The sequence below is a fragment of the Parabacteroides chinchillae genome (assembly GCF_900108035.1).
Lineage (GTDB): Bacteria > Bacteroidota > Bacteroidia > Bacteroidales > Tannerellaceae > Parabacteroides > Parabacteroides chinchillae.
Genome location: NZ_FNVS01000023.1, coordinates 1 through 18,966, shown reverse-complemented (window position 1 = coordinate 18,966; position 18,966 = coordinate 1). Strand labels below are relative to the sequence as shown.

Below are 18,966 nucleotides of genomic sequence, written 5' to 3'. Positions count from 1 at the left end.
GCAAAAACCAATTACTTATAATTATCGTTCTGCAATAAAGCCCCTCCCACTTTATCTATTTCAGATTGAGGAATCGGATATGGCCACGTTTTATCAGAAATATACATTCCTTTCTCGGAAGCAACCCCCTCCGGTGTAGAAGCAAATTGTTTTATCTTATCAACAAAGATATTCCATCGTATCAAATCATAAAAACGTTGTCCTTCGGCAGCCAGTTCTATCCTGCGTTCATGACGAACAGCCTTTCGCAAATCATCCCCTTGTTTTATCTTATAATTGGCTTCAAATTCAGCCTTCGTAACAGGATCTTTAATATTAAACTCACGATAAACAGCATAGTTGTCTACAGGTGAAGTTGTAAGGAATGCTCTTTCCCGGATCTTATTCAAGACATCTATAGCTTCTTGTTGATTTCCCTTTGATTCAATTAATGCTTCCGCATACATTAGTAAAACATCTGCATACCTGATATTATAAAATGACCAGTCTGTTTTCTGCAAACCGGCATCCGGTCTTCTAAAATGATCTACATAATGTTTGCGACTTTGCAATTTGGTATAGTTATCATAGCCCGTATAATCATGAATTTCCTGATTGCCATCTTTTTTTAAGAAAATATCTCCATGAGACAAAATCGTATGTACTTTACGGGGATCTTTTGCTTCATACTCATTCAACAAATCGTACGTTGGAACTTCACCGCCCCAACCGCCTGTCGGACCTCTGCCTACAAAGAAAATAAGAGACGGACTTCCCTTCGAATAAGGAGGATTATAACTATTATAAGTCATAAATATACACTCTTTGGATTTATATCCTTTCTCCACACTATTAAATAAGTCTTCATAATTCGGCACCAGCTCATAGGCTCCCGAATCAATCACTTTTTTGCAATCGGCTATTGTTAATTCATAGTCTTTATTGAATAATGCAACCCTGGCTCTAAATGCATGTATTGCTTCGCGCGTTACACGTCCCAGTTCCGATACCGGCAGATTTTTTGCAGAAGGTATATTCGATTCAGCCAAAGCTATTTCCAAATCTTTCATTATAAAACTATAGACTTCAGACATTGGAGCACGGGTTATGGATGATTTATCAATTGCATTCAACGGTTTTTCTACAATAGGGACATTCGCAAATATCATCATCAGATCAAAATAATAGTAAGCTCTCAGAAAATGGGCTTCTGCAATCCAACGCGCTTTTTCTTCTTTTGACACATACGCACCGCCGCTTTGGATAAGAGGCGTTTCTAAAGTAACATTTTCTAATAAAACATTACACCGGGATATGGCTACCTGAAAACGATGATTCCATACTCTCTCCAAAAGCAAGGCCGATGTCAACGGATTTCCTCTGGCTATATCCGTAATCCTTATTTTATCCGCAGCATCCGATCCTCCTTTATGCATATCATCCGTTATGCAATCAAAAAATTCATACTTAAATCCTTGATATTCATTCCCTGCCAACATAGGCGTATAGCACATCGATAACATTTTACTTCCGGCATCTTCCGTATTCAACCAGGTATCTTTATCCAATGAACCCAAAGTAGGTCTGTCCAGAAACGCATCCGAACAACTAATAGTGAGCAATAAGCTACACACAGCCAGACAAATATATTTTAATGTTTTCATATCGTATCTATTAATTTAAGGTTATAACTTCATACTCAAACCAAACATAAATGAACGTGCTTGAGGATACCACCCCATATCTATTCCCATAAACTGAGGATTCGTATTACCCAATTCAGGATCTAAGCCCGAATAACCGGTAATAGTAAACAGATTCTGAGCTGCAACAAAAACACGTAAATTCTTAATTGTAATTTTCTTTGTCAAAGATTCAGGAATCGTATACCCAACAGTCAAGTTCTTCAAACGAACATAAGAACCATCTTCTATAAACCATTCAGACATTGTAAGATTATCGCGGCTATTCGCACTAATTGCAAAGTTTTCATTCGTACTGCCTGGTCCCGACCAGAATTTATCAAAGATATCCTTAGGCGCATTATACCATCCTGTTCCTGAATAAATATCATATTTAAGAATATTCAAGATATCGTTACCTACCGATCCCTGGAAAAATACAGAAAAGTCGAATCCCTTATAATCAGCTCCCAATGTAAGGCCAAAAGTAAAATCGGGATGAGGATTACCTATCATCGTGCGGTCTTCTTCGCCTAATTTCCCATCATTATTCAAATCCAGGAACTTCAAATCACCCGGTTCTGCTTTCGGCATAATAACCGTATTGTCAGGGCCACCTCTGTAATTATCTATTTCTTGCTGTGTCTGAAACACTCCATCCATCTTATACCCATAAAAATAACCGATAGGTTTACCCGGTTCAATCATTGTATTTACCTGATTGCCCAGATGGGTTTTACCAGGAATGTTAGTACCGCCGCCAAGACTGATAACCTTGTTTTTATAGGTGGAGATATTTCCATTTACATTATAGTTGAACTCCCGTCCGATATGCCCTTGATAGTCTACTACAAATTCAAAACCTTTATTACTTACACTGCCGGCATTGCTCCACGGAGTATTAGGCAAACCTACAGAAGCAGGAATCGGGACCTGCACCAGCATATCCGAAGTCTCCCTGTCAAAATAGTCTATATTTACTTTTAAGGCATTATTAAAAAAAGCCAAATCCAAACCAAAGTCCAGCTGGCGGGTTGTCTCCCATCTCAAATCAGGATTACCAACATTTGAGCGTCCACCACTTAGCCAGGGATTCAATGGCTCACCTACCATATAATAAGAGCTATTGGCAAACTTCGTCAAATAAGCGCCGGAAGTTACATCCTGATTACCTATCTCTCCCCACGCAACCCTTAATTTACCTTGTGAAAACCAATCGCCTATAGCTTCTTTTATAAACGACTCTTCGCTAAAATACCAACCTCCCGACACGGAAGGAAATACGCCCCACTTATTACCCGCTGCAAAGTTGGAAGAACCATCCCATCGTATATTTGCCGTAAGCATATATTTATCCGCATACGAATAAAACAAACGACCGAAATACGAATTTAAAGAGCTGATAGTTATCGCTCCCGATGAAGTTGGATTCTTTGTTGCAGCATTCAGTATTTGCTGACTTTTATCATTATTTACCAAACCCTGTTTAGAAGTTACTGTCGTTTCATACCGGTTCTTCTCGGCAGACATACCTGCCATTGCAGAAACAGTATGCTTACCAAACTTATCATTATAAGAAAAATAATTATCAAAAACCCAATAATCAGTCTGGCCTATATTACGTCCAACTGTTGCATCCGACACCTGATCCGTTGCATTCAAATAATATTTAGGAGAAAAACTATCACTTGCCGTACGGGATAAATCCAATCCGATACTGGATTTAAACGACAGGAAACGGAATAACTTTATCTCTGCCGACACATTTGCTTTTAATTGCAACCCTTTCCAGACATTCTGCCCCAGCCGATCAGTCTGCGCCAAAGGATTAGGCTTATTTGAATACAAAATTCCGGCATATTGCGAAAAAGGATTAGTCGGTTCATAACCATCCATGATACGGCTCTCAAGAAAATCAGGTATTCCCGTCAGGTTATTACGGTAAGCAGGGGTAATAGGATCTGCCGTTAATGCCGAAAACACGGTACTGCTATAAGCATCATTTTCTCTTGTATTACGGCGCATTTCATATATTACATTCGTATTTGATGAAACCTTCAGCCATTTGAAGACATCGGAATCCAAGTTTACACGTCCGGTCAGACGCTCATAATCCGTTGCCTTAACAATACCATCTTGCTTCATATATCCAAAACTGGAACGATAACGCATTTTATCAATCCCTCCCGACAAAGAGAGATTATACGTCTGAGATATAGCATTCGGATTCTCAATCTCATTCCACCAGTTTGTTCCGGCACGACCGCCATTATTTTCCAGAAATGCCAGAATAGCTTCCCTTTTTTCCGGTGTCGAGAAATCATCCAGTAACGGTTTGTTTGATGCCTCATAAGCCATATTCTTATATTTCATGAATCCTTCCGCATCCAACATATCATATGTCTTTTCTGCATTCTGAAAACCTACCAGCATGTCAAATTCCAATGTAGTTTTATAAGTAGTGCCAGCCGTTCCTTTCTTTGTCGTAATCAGAATAACGCCGTTAGCGGCACGTGCTCCGTAAATAGCCTGAGCCGAAGCATCTTTCAGCACTTCCATACTTTCAATATCCCGAGGATTCAACCAGCCGATACCTGTTTGAGGCAATCCGTCTACAACATAAAGCGGATCATTGTTATTAATCGTACCTACACCACGAATACGTACTGTTCCCATAGAGCCCGGACTTCCCGAAGTAGATGTAATAGTTACACCGGCTGCTTTTCCTTGCAATGCATCCGAAGCACTCCTAAGAGGCAGATCTGCAATATCATCGCCTTTTAATTGGGAAACGGCTCCTGTCAGATCTCTCTTTTTCATAGAGCCATAACCAACAACAACAACTTCTTCCAGTTTCTGAGTATCTTCCGTTAACCGGACATCCACCGTATTATCTGTCCCTATCTTTACATCTTGCGTATTATAACCGATATAAGAAACCTGTATAATGCCGCTTTCCGGCATATCAAGTACAAATTCGCCGTTTATGTCTGTTATCGTGCCATTAGTCGTACCCTTTTCTACAACATTTGCACCAATAACAGGTATACCTTGATCGTCCCTAATAATTCCAGTTAGCTTCTTAGACGTATTTGCCGGTTTTTTCTTTAATATAATCTGTTTGTTGGTGATTTCATATATTATTCCCATCGGAGAAAATATCTTGTTCAGGACGGTTCCTAATTTTTCTTTCTTTACTTGTACAGAAACAGATTGTTCCCGGTCTATATCATTGTGATACATAAATGTATAGTCTGTCTGCTTCTCAATCTCCGATATAACCGTTTTCAGTGTGGCATTCCGAAAGGATAAATCCACAGTAACAGCCTGTGCAAAACTCACCGCCGATATCCATGTCAATATACAGACAATGAATAATATTCTTCTAGATTTAAACATTGTAAATAGATTTAAGTTAATCAAAAAAATAATTATACCTTTGCACAAATACAAAACTCCTTCATTTACTGTATTAAAACACAGTAACACATAACGCGTATGGAGTATTTATTATGCTTTAAGGTATGAGAAATGGCCGTTTCTCATACCTTTTTTTATCCACTTTCCAAATAATCATTTATAAGTCAATGTCACCTCCTCTCCTTCTATTTTATACTCTATAGGGGTAATCTTGTTTATTAATTGGAGCAATTCGGTTAACGATTCCGTCTTTAAGGTAAACCAATAACGATACTCTTTATTCTCATTCAGTATATTAAACTTCACCCCATACCAACGTTCCACTTTCTGAAATACATCGTGAACATAAGCACCCTCAAAACACAGTTTATTTAATCTCCACGAACTTTCGGTATCCACATCACAAGACAGAACAGAACAATGCAGCCCAGACCTCTTAACCTCGGCTTTCTCTCCAGGCTTAAGCATTGCCAATAAAGAAGCATTGTGAGCAGATTCCAATTTTACACTTCCCCGTACCAGAGCTACCTGAATTATATCATTCGTAGAATAAGCCGACACATTAAATTCTGTTCCCAATACTTTTACATCCACAATCCCGGTCTTCACGATAAAAGAAAGTTTTTCATTTCTCACTACATCAAAATAAGCTTCCCCCTCCAGATAAACCAATCTTTCTTTCGTATTATATGAGGTAGAATAAGTCAGCTTTGAATCTGAATTTAACCATACCTTTGTGCCGTCCGGCAACAACGTATATGATTTCTGTCCGGAAGGCGCAACCACAACAGTTTGAGCTGCAATTGGCACCGTATTTTCAGACATAGATTTTGTTAAATAAGGAATCGACAAACCCAGCAGAAAAGCAACGGAAGCTGCAGCAACAATCCATCTGAGATGGAAACTCTTCTTTCCCAGATTAATCTCTTTTGTTATCTTCTCCCATGTATTAAATTTACCTTTTTGAAAAGCAGATTCCGGCAAAGGAAGCAATCCGTTCCATTGATATTGCAAATCTTTCAGGACATTTTCATTTTCAGGAGAAGCAGCCCTCCACTTTTCGAATAAGATGCGCTCTTCATCATTCAACTCATCTGCAAGATATTTCGCTATTATAGAATATGGGATTATGTTATTATTCATTCTGTTTTTCTTATTTATATTTATGACACTTAAACAGAATGAAAACCCCTAAAAGCTTTTATCTTTTTTTAAAATATTATTTCGAAGTATAATGCATGGCCACAAATTCTTTAATCCGATGTATGGCTATGCCCATTTGTGTCTCTACTGTTTTTATGGAAACTCGCAGCAATTCGGCTATTTGTTTATAAGACAGTTTCTCTTCGCGGCTCAACAAATAAATTTTCTGGCACTTGGGAGGAAGATTGTTTATGGCCTGAAGCATCAACAAACCCAACTCTTTTTCGTCAACACAATTAATGGCCTTAGATACTTCATTCGTATTTTTAGCCCACGTATTCAATAAGTTTTTCCGGGTTTGCTCATCGCGCAGATAATTCAGCATTTTATTTTTAGCACAGACAGATAGATAGGTTTTCAAATTATCAATCTCATATAAATCCCGTTCATTCCATAACTTGACAAATATTTCCTGAACAATATCTTCTATTGCCCCTATATCATGTGTGTAGAAGCTCAAGTTACGGCATAAATACCCATAGTACTCGTCATAAATTCCACGGAAAGTATTTTCATTAATAACCGGTCTGATTTTCATAGCTTCATGCCTCATTATTAATAAAAGTACGACTAACTACCAAACTCTTGATATTCACCATTTATTAATCTGAGCTGTTACAAATTCATGCATAAGCCCTATCTCTGTATTAGATTTATTCATTAATATTTACAAATATATCAGATATAAAAAGCACGTAAGTCTAAAAAACGCTTTTTTCCCTTCAAAAAACGTCTTTTAGACTTACCAGTTAAAACCCTCGAAAAAGTATTTATATCCCGAACAAGAATGTCAACCCTTTATTATCCTGAAATTTACCGGCTGCATTACCTGCATAAATTTCACCATTGACCAGCGTCAGTTTTCGTACCGGAGCACCGGAGTTAAAGTTCAGGTCTTTAAAGTTAATCCAGAATATATCAGGGCTCATTGTTGACTCAAAATAATAAACTTTATTCTTCTGATCCGACACTGTACGCCAACGTGTCGAAGCAATATTAGGCTGATCGGGAACAGATATGCCCAAAGGTACCGATACATTACGCATCACACTAAACACTCCGGCTACCGCCTGATGAAAGTTGCTTGTTTGCGGAAGAGCCTGAATATAAAATGATGCACGCACAAAACGGTCGGATGCACGGTTTGTACCGGGCAACATAACCAAACCGCCAATCTGTTTCCAATAATCATTCAGTGTAAGTTGTTTGTCGTATGTAGGAGAATTTGTCATAATCTGACATTCCCTACCTTCATGGATAATCAGATTTCCATTGATATATTCAAAAATAGCACTATTTCCGGTCGCATCCGAGATAGAAAGATGCAATGTGGATTTCGCACCATTAGGCAAATCCGGAGCATCCATACGAAAGATTTGTTTTGACAATTCGGCAACCGCCTCATCTACCGTAGCAAAATTATCCAACACATATTGTGTCCAGATACTTATACCCATAACGGGGCGGGTATCATTAGAACGAACATAAGAAGATTCCGTCAGGAAAAGTAAATTGGCAACCAAGCCTTTTTCATTCATTCCGTCACATACACCAATATCATAGCCCGCAGTTACTACACTTCCATACTTAGATGTCCAGGACACGGTATTGTCCGAAATAGCCCCCTTCTTCTGTATTCCTCTCGGATAAAGATACAGATTTGACAGCGGGTCTTCGCGCCAATCCATAGTACGTCCGGTAACAACCATATTATCAGGCCCCAAATACACGGCTCTCGTACATGCATCAATTCGTCCCGGTAGTATCGTCCCAAAGGCTACACTAACCATCAGTGCAGCAAAAACTCTTCTCTTTTTCATAAATATACTTTTTAACGATTCATTAAGTATATCTATAACAGAATGTTTTTCAGATAGGTTCTGAAGCTACAAGGAAAATCATATCTTCTTCATACCGTAATACCGCTGTTTTCCACGTCCTATCCGCATAATTTGTCCTTGTTCCAACAGATGGTTTAAGTCTTTCAATGCCTGATAACGGCTGCATTGGTTAATTATCATACAATCCGTACTTGATAGAAATTGCTTTTCTTTAATCTCGGAAAGAATATGCTCCCGGCGTATTTCATCAGGAAATTGTTCGCGTTTAGGCAAGTTGTCGGCACGTTCCAGAGGTAATGCCTTTAATTTATTTTTTAATTGTTTTGAGCAACGAAAGCTCACATTATTAAAAGCAATAGACTCTGCCCGTATCTGCTTCGGGTTGACTACACCTTTAGGGCATTTCAACGTTACACCAAAATGGCCTATTCCTTCCAATTCCACATTCTCTCCATATTTTAAATGGAAGATCAAACGTTCGGACAAAGCAGACAGTATGCCTTTTACATCGGCAGAAGAGAAAGAACTATTAGCACTTATTTCCTGAGCAAGCCGGTCGGTACCAACCGATTTGCAACCTACTACTTTTGCATATAATTCTGATGATTCGGGATTTTCTTTTCTGGGAGGTTTCTTATAAAATGAATACTTTGCACACATATATCTATAATTTTAAGTTTTGACATCGTAATATTTAATCCCGAATATAGGAACTTTTTTCCATTTTAGCAAGCTGAAAATTAATTTCATCCCTGGTAAAAATCAATTTTGTCCCAGCTAAAAATTAATTTTGCCCTAGGTCAAAAGAATAAAAGATCAGGAAAACAAAACTAATTTATCCTGTCATTTAAAATAAACAGTTCCATAAAATGTAAAAAAGAGTTATGCGTTCGACATTCAAAATTTTAATGTAATCCAAAGGATGGCTGTAAAAAAGTGCTGCTTATAATCATATTAAAAAGTACACTTTTCATACATTTGTACCGATATATTCTATCTTTAAAGCACCCTCTCAACATTAAGTTAAACATTCAGAAAAGAGCCGGGTAAATACGATAGCACAAAAATATAAGAAATGAAACAAGTTATAAATCTGGACGACTGGAATAGAAAAGAGCATTTTAACTTCTTCTCAGCGTTTGACGATCCTTTCTTTGGGGTTACCACTACTGTTGATTTTACTAATGTATACCAGCAGAGTAAAAAAAGGGGAATATCTTTTTTCCTCTATTCCGTGCATTTCCTGTTAAAATGCATAAATGATACAACCGCTTTCAAATTACGCATAGAGAAAAGACAAGTGGTACAATATGACAAAATCAATATTTCGCCCACCATAGGGCGAGAAGACGGAACTTTTGGTTTTGGATTTTTTGAATATGATGCAAACCTCGACTTATTTATTGAAAATGCCGGAAAAGAAATAAACAGAGTTAAGAATAGTACCGGCTTGTCTTTTTCTGAAAATACAGGAAGAGAAGATGTTATTCGTTACTCGGCTTTGCCTTGGTTCGCTTTCTCTGAAATGAAACATGCGGGCTCAATTAAAACAGGAGACTCTGTGCCCAGAATTTCTACCGGAAAACTGATACAGGATGAAGAGAAACTTTTACTTCCTATATCCATAAGTGTTCATCACGGTCTTATGGACGGACGGAATGTAGCCGAATTTATACAGAGATTAAAAGACGGTCAAACTACATTATGATATCGATTGAATCTTTTTTATAGTAGAAAAGAACGGACTATGAATAAATTATCATTATCTTCACTTCATAAACGAGTAAACAAAAGGAAACGATATGCTTATTCTTATCTCGCCGGCTAAAACAATGACCGGCACGTCTAAACTGAAAGCTCCCGCAGAGACATTGCCCCGTTTTTCAAAAGAGGCAAACGAAATAGCGCTTAACATGACGCAATTTTCTAAGGATGAATTAGCCCGAATACTGAAATTGAGTCCAAAACTGGCTACGGAAAATTATCTGCGTTTTCAGGAGTTTCATTCGGAAGATAATAAGCCTCTACAAGCAATACTAGCCTATACAGGTGTGGTTTTCAAGAATATAAACCCAAAAGACTTTAGCAAGGAAGACTTTTTATTCGCACAAGAACACATGCGTTTTGCATCCTTTTGCTACGGACTCCTGCGCCCGCTTGACCTGATTAAGCCTTATCGCATGGAATTTGATGTAAAACTACCCGAATTAGGTTACGGAAACATGTATAATTACTGGCGCCCACGTCAGACCCAGTTACTTATTGATGATATCAAAAAAGCAGGCAACACACTTATCTATTTGGCTAGCATGGATATACAACCATCGTTCGATTGGAAAAAAGTAGAACAATCCGTACGCGTCATCACACCGGAATTCAGGGTTTGGAAGAATGGAAAAGCCAACACGATTGTTATCTATGCTAAGATGGCCAGAGGACAGATGAGCCGCTTTATCATAAAAAACCGCATTTCCGATCCGGAAGAACTTAAATCATTCTCATGGGAAGGTTTCTGTTACGACGAAAAGATGAGTGAAGGCGATAAATGGGTTTTCTTACAATCCTGACATAACTGGCAGAATCATTTAAACCAATGCCGTATTGTAATCCAGGGAGTATATATTAACATTCTCGGACCTGAATAACGCATAACGGTCTTTATACGCTCCCGCATTTCGGGTTTATAACAGTGTATCTTACATTTCCGGCACGAACCCTTTTTGTCTCCAAACGAACAACGGTCTAAGCGGGTGTGTGCGTATTGCAACAACTCCATGCAATCTGCACACAAGGTTGCATTCCCCTCCTTATGCCTGCAATAAAGACGGATCATTTTTTCGATAACTATCTTTTCTTTAGCAACCAGAGACATAGCAATTGTAGAATTCAACAACCAAGATATAAAACATACGACAACAACAAGAAAAATAAATGCCCATTCTCATATACCAGCCACCTATCAGTTACAGTCTTCATATTATCACTGAAATATATTAGTGGCAAAGATACATTTTATTTCATCCTACTACAAAAAGCTCACAAGAACCGCATAATATTTCATATTATTTTCAATAAAATGCTTAATCCCCCGTTATTAATACAAGTCACAAATCACATAACACATGAAACGGGCTTTTCTGATATTACTGGCAATTATAGCAATTGTTTGTATCAAGCAAGGATACGAATTATTTACAACAAACGAACTGACAGAAAATCATCTGGTTGGTTCGTTATCCGATATTGCCGATGAAGTGGTTGCCATTCCATTACAAACAGCAGGAAAACACTCCATCGAGAAGGTGAAAAATGTACGTAAGGAAGGTAATAATCTGTTTCTTATAAGCGAAGGAACATTGTATCGTTTCAGCCGAAAGGGAGAATTTATTTGTCGTATTACGGATCCAAATACTATTAAAGTAGCCGGTTACGTAGTGAATCCGGTAAGTCGCCAGCTTATTGTATTAGGAAATGTTGACGATATTCATTATTACTCGTACGACGGTCAGTTAATCGATAAAAAGAAACTAAAGAGTGACTTGCCCGGACATCGCATGTCTTCTATTTCTTTATACAATAATCATATCTGGACTACGGAAGAATGTATAAAAAACGATTCCTCTACCAAGGTTTCGTACCTGGAAAAACAAGTTGTAGAATATGACTCTTCTTTTCAGAAAATGAAAACACACAAATTGGTCCAGGCAAACCTGGGACGCAAGGATTGCGGAATTTCCTGTTTACCTCCAACTCTTTCCGTTTCCGGAGATACAGGGATAATCTATGCTTATTCTCCTTCCACTGAGACAAATAAGCTACTACGTGATACATTATTTTTAAAAAAGCAACAAGACAAAGAAGAACAGAATTATTCTGCAGACGGCATATTGTTGTATCCTATACGCTTCGGCAGCCGTTTCTGGGTTTCTACCTACCATAATAAGCATAATGAAAAAGGCAGCTACACATTCTGTTATGACACACTTAACAACCAATCCTGGCAAGTACAAGGCGGATTTAAAGACAACTTTTACCATACCGGAGCTGTACCAGAGTTACAGGCTATGGATTTGTATAATCAATCGTATTGTTTCTGTAAATCCGGACAGGAAATAAAAAAGGCTTTTCCCGAATATGCTAACGAGAAAAGCCCTGTATTGTTTATTGTAAAATTAAAAGCCTGAATTATTACATCCGGTTTATTATAATAACCGACCGCATATACGGAATTTCATAACCGGATAAACAGTTAGTTTATCAATAATTTTCGTAAAGCTATCGTCGGTTACTTCAAATGCCGTACCCAAGTCTCCATAATCGGTATACACCTTTGGAGTTCCGTGGAACTGAACACCCAGCTCAAACATAAAGCCTACTCGTTTTTGGGGAACAGCATGTCCGAATCCAAGGCCAACATAAGGACGAACACCAAATACCTTAAGACCACCAGAGACATTTCCATCTTTATCTACCGGAATCGTATAATCGCCAACAACAACTCCTGCTGCACCGGTTTTATCTATATATTCTTCCAGTTCATCACTATGCCCTTTTATCTTTATCATTTTGGAACCTGCAAAGTAAGCTCCGGCAGTAATAAAGAAAGTACCTTTCTTAAAGGGATAATAATTAACCAGCAGATTGCCGCTGGCACGACCAAGGCCTCCTTCCAAATCAATTGTCGGATCCGGATAAAGTTCAGCGAATTCTCCACTAAGTTCCACATCTACATCCGTATTAAACTTAATACCAGGCATAAAATCCACACCTCCACGTAAAGCAAAGTGAGGCGTTATAGGCGTAGCAACATCTACACCAATACCATTTGTACTGGCACTCAAGCCTATAGCCATCGTATTAAAAACACCCAGTTCCTTCTGAGCCAACCCAGTGTTGCTTACAGTAAACATCAATGCAACAAAGCAAATAAGTAAAGTTTGTCTAATCATTTTCATATTAGTAGTATTTGAGAGTTCTTTAATTGTCAAATTAAAACAAAAAATATCAAAAAAACAAACAGTGGTAAAGAAATTAAATTCCTTACCACTGCCTAATATCTATTCCATTATGATTAAATATTACTCATCTTCATGGTCGTCTTCCTTCATATTATGGAAAACATTTTGAACATCATCGTCTTCTTCCAGCTTTTCTATTAACTTCTCTATTCCTTCACGTTGCTCAGGAGTTACTTCTTTCAAATCGTTCGGAATACGAACAAATTCGCTGCTCGTAATTTCGAAACCATTTTCTTCCAAATATTTCTGAATAGCCGAATTTTGCGCAAACTCACCATAAATCACAATTTCGTTACTTTCTTCATCTGCGTCCAGTTCATCTACTCCGTAATCAATCAGTTCCAATTCCAGATCTTCCAAAGAAACACCATCCTTCATTGCAATATGAAATACGCATTTATGATCGAACAAAAATTCAAGACTTCCGCTTGTTCCTAATGATCCACCATGCTTATTGAAATAACTACGTACATTTGCAACAGTACGAGTAGTATTATCTGTTGCTGTTTCTACAAAGATTGCAATTCCATAAGGACCGTAGCCTTCATAGTTCATCTCTTTATATCCGGAAAAGTCTTTTTCTACGGCACGTTTGATTGCACGTTCCACATTTTCCTTCGGCATATTTTCCTTCTTGGCATTTTGCATCAATGCACGCAAGTGAGGATTGTTTTCAGGATCCGGTCCGCCAGCTTTTGCTGCAATTGTAATTTCTTTACCCAACTTAGTAAATACGCGGGCCATATTGCCCCAACGTTTAAATTTTCTTGCTTTACGGAACTCAAACGCTCTTCCCATATCTGTTATTTTGTTATATTTTGTATAATGTTTATTATCTCAATTGTGCACCAAGTTTCTGTTCCAGATTTGTCTGAATCTTCTTCATGATAGCATCGATCTGTTTATCGTTTAAAGTTTTGCCTTCATCCTGAAGGAAGAAGCTGACAGCATACGATTTTTTACCGGCAGGAAGGTTCTTTCCTTCATATACATCGAATAAAGAAACTTCTTTCAGCAACTTACGATCACTTTCCACTGCTATCTTTTCTATCTCGGCAAATTGTACATGCTTATCAAGCAGCAGTGCCAAGTCACGTTTAACAGCAGGGAATTTAGAAATTTCGCTGAATGTAACTTTATTCTTCTTGACTTCCTTCATAAGTAATGTCCATGATAATTCAGCATAATATACTTCGATGTCAATATCCAAAGCCTTGCAAACCTTCCTGTTTACAATACCCATTGTTCCTAACTGACGGCCCGAAGCAGTCGTAATAGTCAAACCAGCCGAATAAATATCATTTGTCAGGTTACCGAAGATTACTTTATTCAGATTGACACCTAAGCGAACCAATATATTTTCCACATAAGCCTTTAATTCATAAACAGAAGATTTTTCGTTCGGATGCGCCCAGCTATTTTCAACCCGGTTACCACAAACCCAAAGCCCCAAACGGTAATCTTCACTGAACTGAGCCAATGTCTGATCTTCCTTTTTATTGTCAATATTGTAATCGTAGCAATTACCAAATTCAAAGAAACGGATATTACCATTCTTACGGTTTGTATTATGTTCGATGCTTTCCAAACCACCAAACAACAAAGTTTGACGCATGCTGTTCAGATCGGCACTCAACGGATTCATCAGCATTACACAATGGGCCACCGGATATGTAGACAACTCTTCATAGTAAGCTGAACGCGTAAGCGAATTATTCATAATTTCGTTGAAACCGCAACCGCAAAGTTGTTCAGATATCAGATTTTGCAAGTCATAGCTACGATCCGTCGGAGTCTTATAACTCAGATTAGATTTTACACTATCGCTGAACTCTATATTATTATATCCGTAGATACGGAGGATATCTTCAATTACATCCACATCACGTTGCACATCAATACGATATACAGGAACATGTATGGTTAAACCTTCTGCCGTTTCCGAAACAATCTCCATTTCCAGACTTGCAAGAATACTTTTAACTGTTTCTACAGGAATTTCCTTACCAATAAGAGAATTTACCTTCTTATAAGAAAGTTCTACAACATATGGCTTTGCCGGTTCCGGATAAATATCCTGAACAGAGCCTGTAATCTTACCTCCAGCCAATTCCTTAATCAGCAAAGCAGCACGCTTCAATACATAAATTGTATTATTTGGATCCAGACCACGTTCGAAACGGAAAGAAGCATCTGTATTCAAACCGAAACGGCGAGCAGTTTTACGAATCCACGTAGGATGGAAACAAGCCGATTCAAGGAACACATCGGTTGTTTGCTCCGTAACTCCCGAATCCAAACCACCAAATACACCACCGATACACATTGGTTCTTCCGTATTGCAAATCATCAGATCACGATCAGTCAAAGTGCGCTCCACGCCATCCAACGTTACAAACTTTACTCCGTTCGGATAAGTCTTTACAACTACTTTATTGCCTTTCACCTTTCCGGCATCAAATGAATGCAATGGCTGACCTAACTCATGCAAAATGAAATTTGTTACGTCTACTACATTATTAATAGGACGCAAACCTATTACCTTCAAACGATTCTGTAACCATTCCGGGCTTTCCTTCACAGTCACTCCTTTTATCGTTATACCGGAATACCGAAGGCAAGCCTCTTTATTTTCGACAACAACTTCAATAGCCGGAGTGTCGTCATCTATTTTGAAAGCATCTACTGCCGGACGTTTCAATTCAGCAGGTTTACCCATTTGTTTCAAATAAGCAGCTAAATCACGGGCAACACCAAAATGGGAAGTTGCATCTACACGGTTTGGTGTGATATCCACTTCCAGCACATAGTCGCTCTTTACATTATAATATTCTTTAGCAGGAGTACCCACAACCGCATCAGCCGGAAGAACTATAATTCCCGCATGGTTTGTGCCAATACCAATCTCATCTTCGGCACAAATCATGCCGTTCGATTCTACACCACGAATTTTAGACCGTTTGATAGTAAAGACTTCATCACCACTATACAGCTTCGTACCGTTCACTGCCACCACGACTTTCTGTCCGGCTGAAACATTCGGCGCTCCACACACAATCTGCAAAGGTTCTCCACCGCCTACATTTACGGTTGTAATATGTAAATGGTCTGAATTAGGATGTTCTTCACAAGTAAGAACTTCACCGATAACTAATCCTTCCAGCCCGCCTTTAATCGTTTGAACTTCCTCTACCCCGCCGGTTTCCAAGCCGATAGATGTTAGTGCTGCTGCAACTTCTTCAGGCTGCAAATCGAAATCAAGATACTCTTTCAGCCAATTATAAGATATATTCATCGCTATAAAATTTATTCAATCAAGCAAATATGCACCTGCGGCATTCTCCGCCAACGGCAAATTGACTCGCAAAGGTACAAATAATAGAATAATTATTCAAAATGAGTATAGACTTTATTCTGCAATGTTTTAAAAACCTCATAAATCAAAGCTTTTTATAATATTTCATTCGAACTATTTTTATTCAATAAAAAAACTCTATTAAAACCCGGAAAAAACAGCATTTCCCTGAGTAGATGATGATGTACCTCCCCACCCGTGATGACTTGGGAAGATCACTCAAGATAGCCGGCATCCCTGCCCTTTGTTCAGTGTTTTTTTATGCCCGATTCGAAAAAAACTTCTTCCCGGTCCAGTCAAATTTATAGTAATAGGTTTGATACTGAGCCGATGCATACAGCACCGAAATCAAAATCCGGCAAGTTCTTGACAACTATAAAATAATGCCGTACTTTTGCGACAAATATACTTATACAAATCCATATGCGTATCGACATACTTACCGTATTACCCGAAATGATTGACGGAATGATCAATTGTTCCATAGTAAAAAGAGCTCAGGATAACGGATTAGCAGAAATTCATTTACATAATCTGCGAGATTATACAACCAATAAATGGAGGCGTGTGGATGATTATCCTTTTGGTGGTGAAGCCGGTATGGTAATGCAAATAGAGCCGATTGACCGTGCTATTTCTTTTCTGAAGAACGAACGTAAATACGATGAAGTAATCTATACCTCTCCCGACGGAGAAGTATTTAACCAGCCAATGGCTAACAGTATGTCTCTACTTGACAACATCATTATCTTATGCGGACATTATAAAGGTATTGACTATCGTATCCGCGAACACCTCATTACAAAAGAAATTTCGGTAGGTGATTATGTACTTACAGGAGGAGAACTTGCCGCAGCTATTATTACCGATGCGGTGGTCCGTCTTATCCCGGGAGCAATTGGTGATGAACAAAGCGCCCTATCGGACTCTTTCCAAGATAACTTATTAGCTCCTCCCGTTTATACACGTCCGGCAGACTACAAGGGATGGAAAGTACCGGATGTATTACTTTCCGGACATCAGCGTAAAATTGAAGAATGGCGCTTACAGCAGGCACAAGAACGTACTGCCCAACTTCGTCCCGATTTATTGAAATAGTTATTCAATTTGCATATTCAAAAGAATATGTATAGGTATTATCGGCGCCAGGAGTCCCATTTATTGCATATATCTTTTCTTGTATAGTCATACCGGTAATGTAATCTCCCATAGAAGAGAAGTTGTAAGTATACTCTGCACATTTTGTATTTGTATCAGGAAAATTATACCAATAAGCATAGGTTGGCAAATTCCTGTTTTGAGCACCGTAAGCCAGGTTTAAAGGTGTTACAACATCCATCCCCACAGGGGCAAAAGATGCTATTACGCGAAACGGGAAATTATGAGGACGAAGATTATTATTTCCATATTCATAAACCATCTCACTCTTATCCTCGGTAAAACGTACTACATTATCATCCTGCCATGTATATTTTTCAGCATCCTTATACGTCCGGGTTTCATATTTGCCGTCTATGGTCGGACTAGTAGCTATCCATGATGTCTGCACCAATGCACTTCTATTATATCCATAGTCATATTCATCACGTACATATATCTCATTCTTATAAGGATTTTTATCGGATACCTTTTTCTTTACAATAGTCTTACCGCTTAATATGTATTCCGTAGAAGTAGCATCTGCAGCATTGGTCGCAGCTACAACAATCGTATTACCCGAATACAAAAATTGCTTTTTATCTGTATTATTTTCAATAATATATGATATTTCCCCATCACTATTATATGTAATCTCTTTCACAAACTCAGGAGTTGTGCTGCCATTTTTATAGCAAGTTATTTTCGTTAGTTTATTCAGTTCCGGAAGAGACGGTTTATCATCATCACCACAAGATACCAAACCGGCGATTCCTGCAAACAATAAGAATATATACTTTTTCATTTCTGTTTGGAATTAGTCATTTGATTGTACAAAAATAGGACATTTAAAAGAATAACTGACAATATAACCATATTTAAGTATTAATGTTTGAACAAACATCCTGAAAACTTTCGATTTGTATTATGTTAATCATATATTAAATATCTAACAACAAACTCATTAGTCACGGTTCTAATAAACAAAAGATAACAGCTAAAATTTAATAACATGGAGACGAATTTATTAACGGTTATAAGCATCATACTACTATTCGCCACATCTTGCAACAAACAACAATATGAAATACAAATTACTGACTTTGGGAATGCCCCCACTTTGTCACCTTCTGTCGCCATCTTCGGGGCTTATTCCTAAATTGCAAAACGATCTGATATTGGCTGTATATTATTGATTTATATATTATTGTATCGTTGTTTCGGAATCATGCTTGTAACGCTTTAGTGCTTCCCGCGAACATTTTTCACTACTTTTCTGTCAAGAGAAAAGTAGTGAAAAGATACAAAGTTGTTTCTGTCACTTTTGGCTT

16 protein-coding genes are annotated in these 18,966 nt (G+C 38.1%); 5 read left to right on the top strand and 11 right to left on the bottom strand.

The features are described from left to right. Positions 1–11: 11 nt before the first annotated feature. The 6 genes from C4S38_RS14665 to C4S38_RS14640 form a co-directional block, all read right to left on the bottom strand. A complete protein-coding gene (locus tag C4S38_RS14665) occupies positions 12–1,643 on the bottom strand; it encodes a RagB/SusD family nutrient uptake outer membrane protein (RefSeq protein ID WP_103984321.1) in 1,632 nt (543 codons plus the stop codon). A gap of 21 nt (positions 1,644–1,664) precedes the next feature. Then, the gene (locus C4S38_RS14660) at positions 1,665–5,060 is read right to left on the bottom strand and encodes a SusC/RagA family TonB-linked outer membrane protein (protein WP_200817984.1); all 3,396 of its coding nucleotides are present in this window, start codon (positions 5,058–5,060) and stop codon (positions 1,665–1,667) included. 174 nt (positions 5,061–5,234) lie between these two features. Continuing rightward, on the bottom strand, positions 5,235–6,224 hold the full coding sequence (locus C4S38_RS14655; protein ID WP_103984320.1) for a FecR family protein: 990 nt from the start codon (positions 6,222–6,224) through the stop codon (positions 5,235–5,237). A gap of 76 nt (positions 6,225–6,300) precedes the next feature. Beyond that, the gene (locus tag C4S38_RS14650; RefSeq protein WP_234999419.1) at positions 6,301–6,822 is read right to left on the bottom strand and encodes an RNA polymerase sigma-70 factor; all 522 of its coding nucleotides are present in this window, start codon (positions 6,820–6,822) and stop codon (positions 6,301–6,303) included. 232 nt (positions 6,823–7,054) lie between these two features. Beyond that, positions 7,055–8,074: a linear amide C-N hydrolase gene (locus C4S38_RS14645; protein WP_234999423.1), complete on the bottom strand. Its 1,020-nt coding sequence runs from the start codon at positions 8,072–8,074 to the stop codon at positions 7,055–7,057. 108 nt (positions 8,075–8,182) lie between these two features. Further along, positions 8,183–8,785, bottom strand: a complete 603-nt coding sequence (locus C4S38_RS14640; RefSeq protein WP_103984318.1) for an HU family DNA-binding protein — start codon at positions 8,783–8,785, stop codon at positions 8,183–8,185. A gap of 415 nt (positions 8,786–9,200) precedes the next feature. On the opposite strand from C4S38_RS14640, the gene C4S38_RS14635 reads away from it, so the two are divergent. Together C4S38_RS14635 and yaaA are read left to right on the top strand one after the other, a co-directional pair. Then, positions 9,201–9,833 carry a chloramphenicol acetyltransferase gene (locus C4S38_RS14635; RefSeq protein ID WP_103984317.1) on the top strand — a complete coding sequence of 211 codons (633 nt, stop codon included), beginning with the start codon at positions 9,201–9,203 and terminating at the stop codon, positions 9,831–9,833. Between the two features lie 94 nt (positions 9,834–9,927). Further along, entirely contained in the window at positions 9,928–10,692 is a 765-nt protein-coding gene (yaaA, locus tag C4S38_RS14630; RefSeq protein WP_103984316.1) for a peroxide stress protein YaaA, read from the top strand. A gap of 14 nt (positions 10,693–10,706) precedes the next feature. Here the strand turns inward: yaaA and C4S38_RS14625 are convergent, their stop codons facing one another. Continuing rightward, positions 10,707–10,997 (bottom strand): nitrous oxide-stimulated promoter family protein, encoded by a 291-nt coding sequence (locus C4S38_RS14625; RefSeq protein WP_394340858.1) that lies wholly within the window; start codon positions 10,995–10,997, stop codon positions 10,707–10,709. 250 nt (positions 10,998–11,247) lie between these two features. Between C4S38_RS14625 and C4S38_RS14620 the strand changes: the two genes are divergently transcribed. Beyond that, positions 11,248–12,309, top strand: a complete 1,062-nt coding sequence (locus tag C4S38_RS14620) for a 6-bladed beta-propeller (protein WP_103984315.1) — start codon at positions 11,248–11,250, stop codon at positions 12,307–12,309. An 18-nt stretch (positions 12,310–12,327) separates the two neighbouring features. Here the strand turns inward: C4S38_RS14620 and C4S38_RS14615 are convergent, their stop codons facing one another. The 3 genes from C4S38_RS14615 to pheT form a co-directional block, all read right to left on the bottom strand. Next, positions 12,328–13,080: a hypothetical protein gene (locus C4S38_RS14615; protein ID WP_200817983.1), complete on the bottom strand. Its 753-nt coding sequence runs from the start codon at positions 13,078–13,080 to the stop codon at positions 12,328–12,330. 123 nt (positions 13,081–13,203) lie between these two features. Further along, the gene (locus tag C4S38_RS14610) at positions 13,204–13,941 is read right to left on the bottom strand and encodes a YebC/PmpR family DNA-binding transcriptional regulator (protein WP_103984314.1); all 738 of its coding nucleotides are present in this window, start codon (positions 13,939–13,941) and stop codon (positions 13,204–13,206) included. A 34-nt stretch (positions 13,942–13,975) separates the two neighbouring features. Continuing rightward, a complete protein-coding gene (pheT, locus tag C4S38_RS14605; RefSeq protein WP_103984313.1) occupies positions 13,976–16,438 on the bottom strand; it encodes a phenylalanine--tRNA ligase subunit beta in 2,463 nt (820 codons plus the stop codon). Positions 16,439–16,921: 483 nt separating this feature from the next. Between pheT and trmD the strand changes: the two genes are divergently transcribed. Continuing rightward, a complete protein-coding gene (gene trmD / locus C4S38_RS14600; RefSeq protein ID WP_103984312.1) occupies positions 16,922–17,596 on the top strand; it encodes a tRNA (guanosine(37)-N1)-methyltransferase TrmD in 675 nt (224 codons plus the stop codon). A gap of 4 nt (positions 17,597–17,600) precedes the next feature. On the opposite strand, the gene C4S38_RS14595 is transcribed toward trmD, so the two are convergent. Continuing rightward, positions 17,601–18,440, bottom strand: a complete 840-nt coding sequence (locus C4S38_RS14595) for a DUF5032 domain-containing protein (RefSeq protein ID WP_099462993.1) — start codon at positions 18,438–18,440, stop codon at positions 17,601–17,603. 207 nt (positions 18,441–18,647) lie between these two features. Here C4S38_RS14595 and C4S38_RS15845 point away from each other — a divergent pair, with 207 nt between their 5' ends. Next, a complete protein-coding gene (locus C4S38_RS15845) occupies positions 18,648–18,794 on the top strand; it encodes a hypothetical protein (protein ID WP_160034752.1) in 147 nt (48 codons plus the stop codon). Positions 18,795–18,966: the final 172 nt, after the last annotated feature.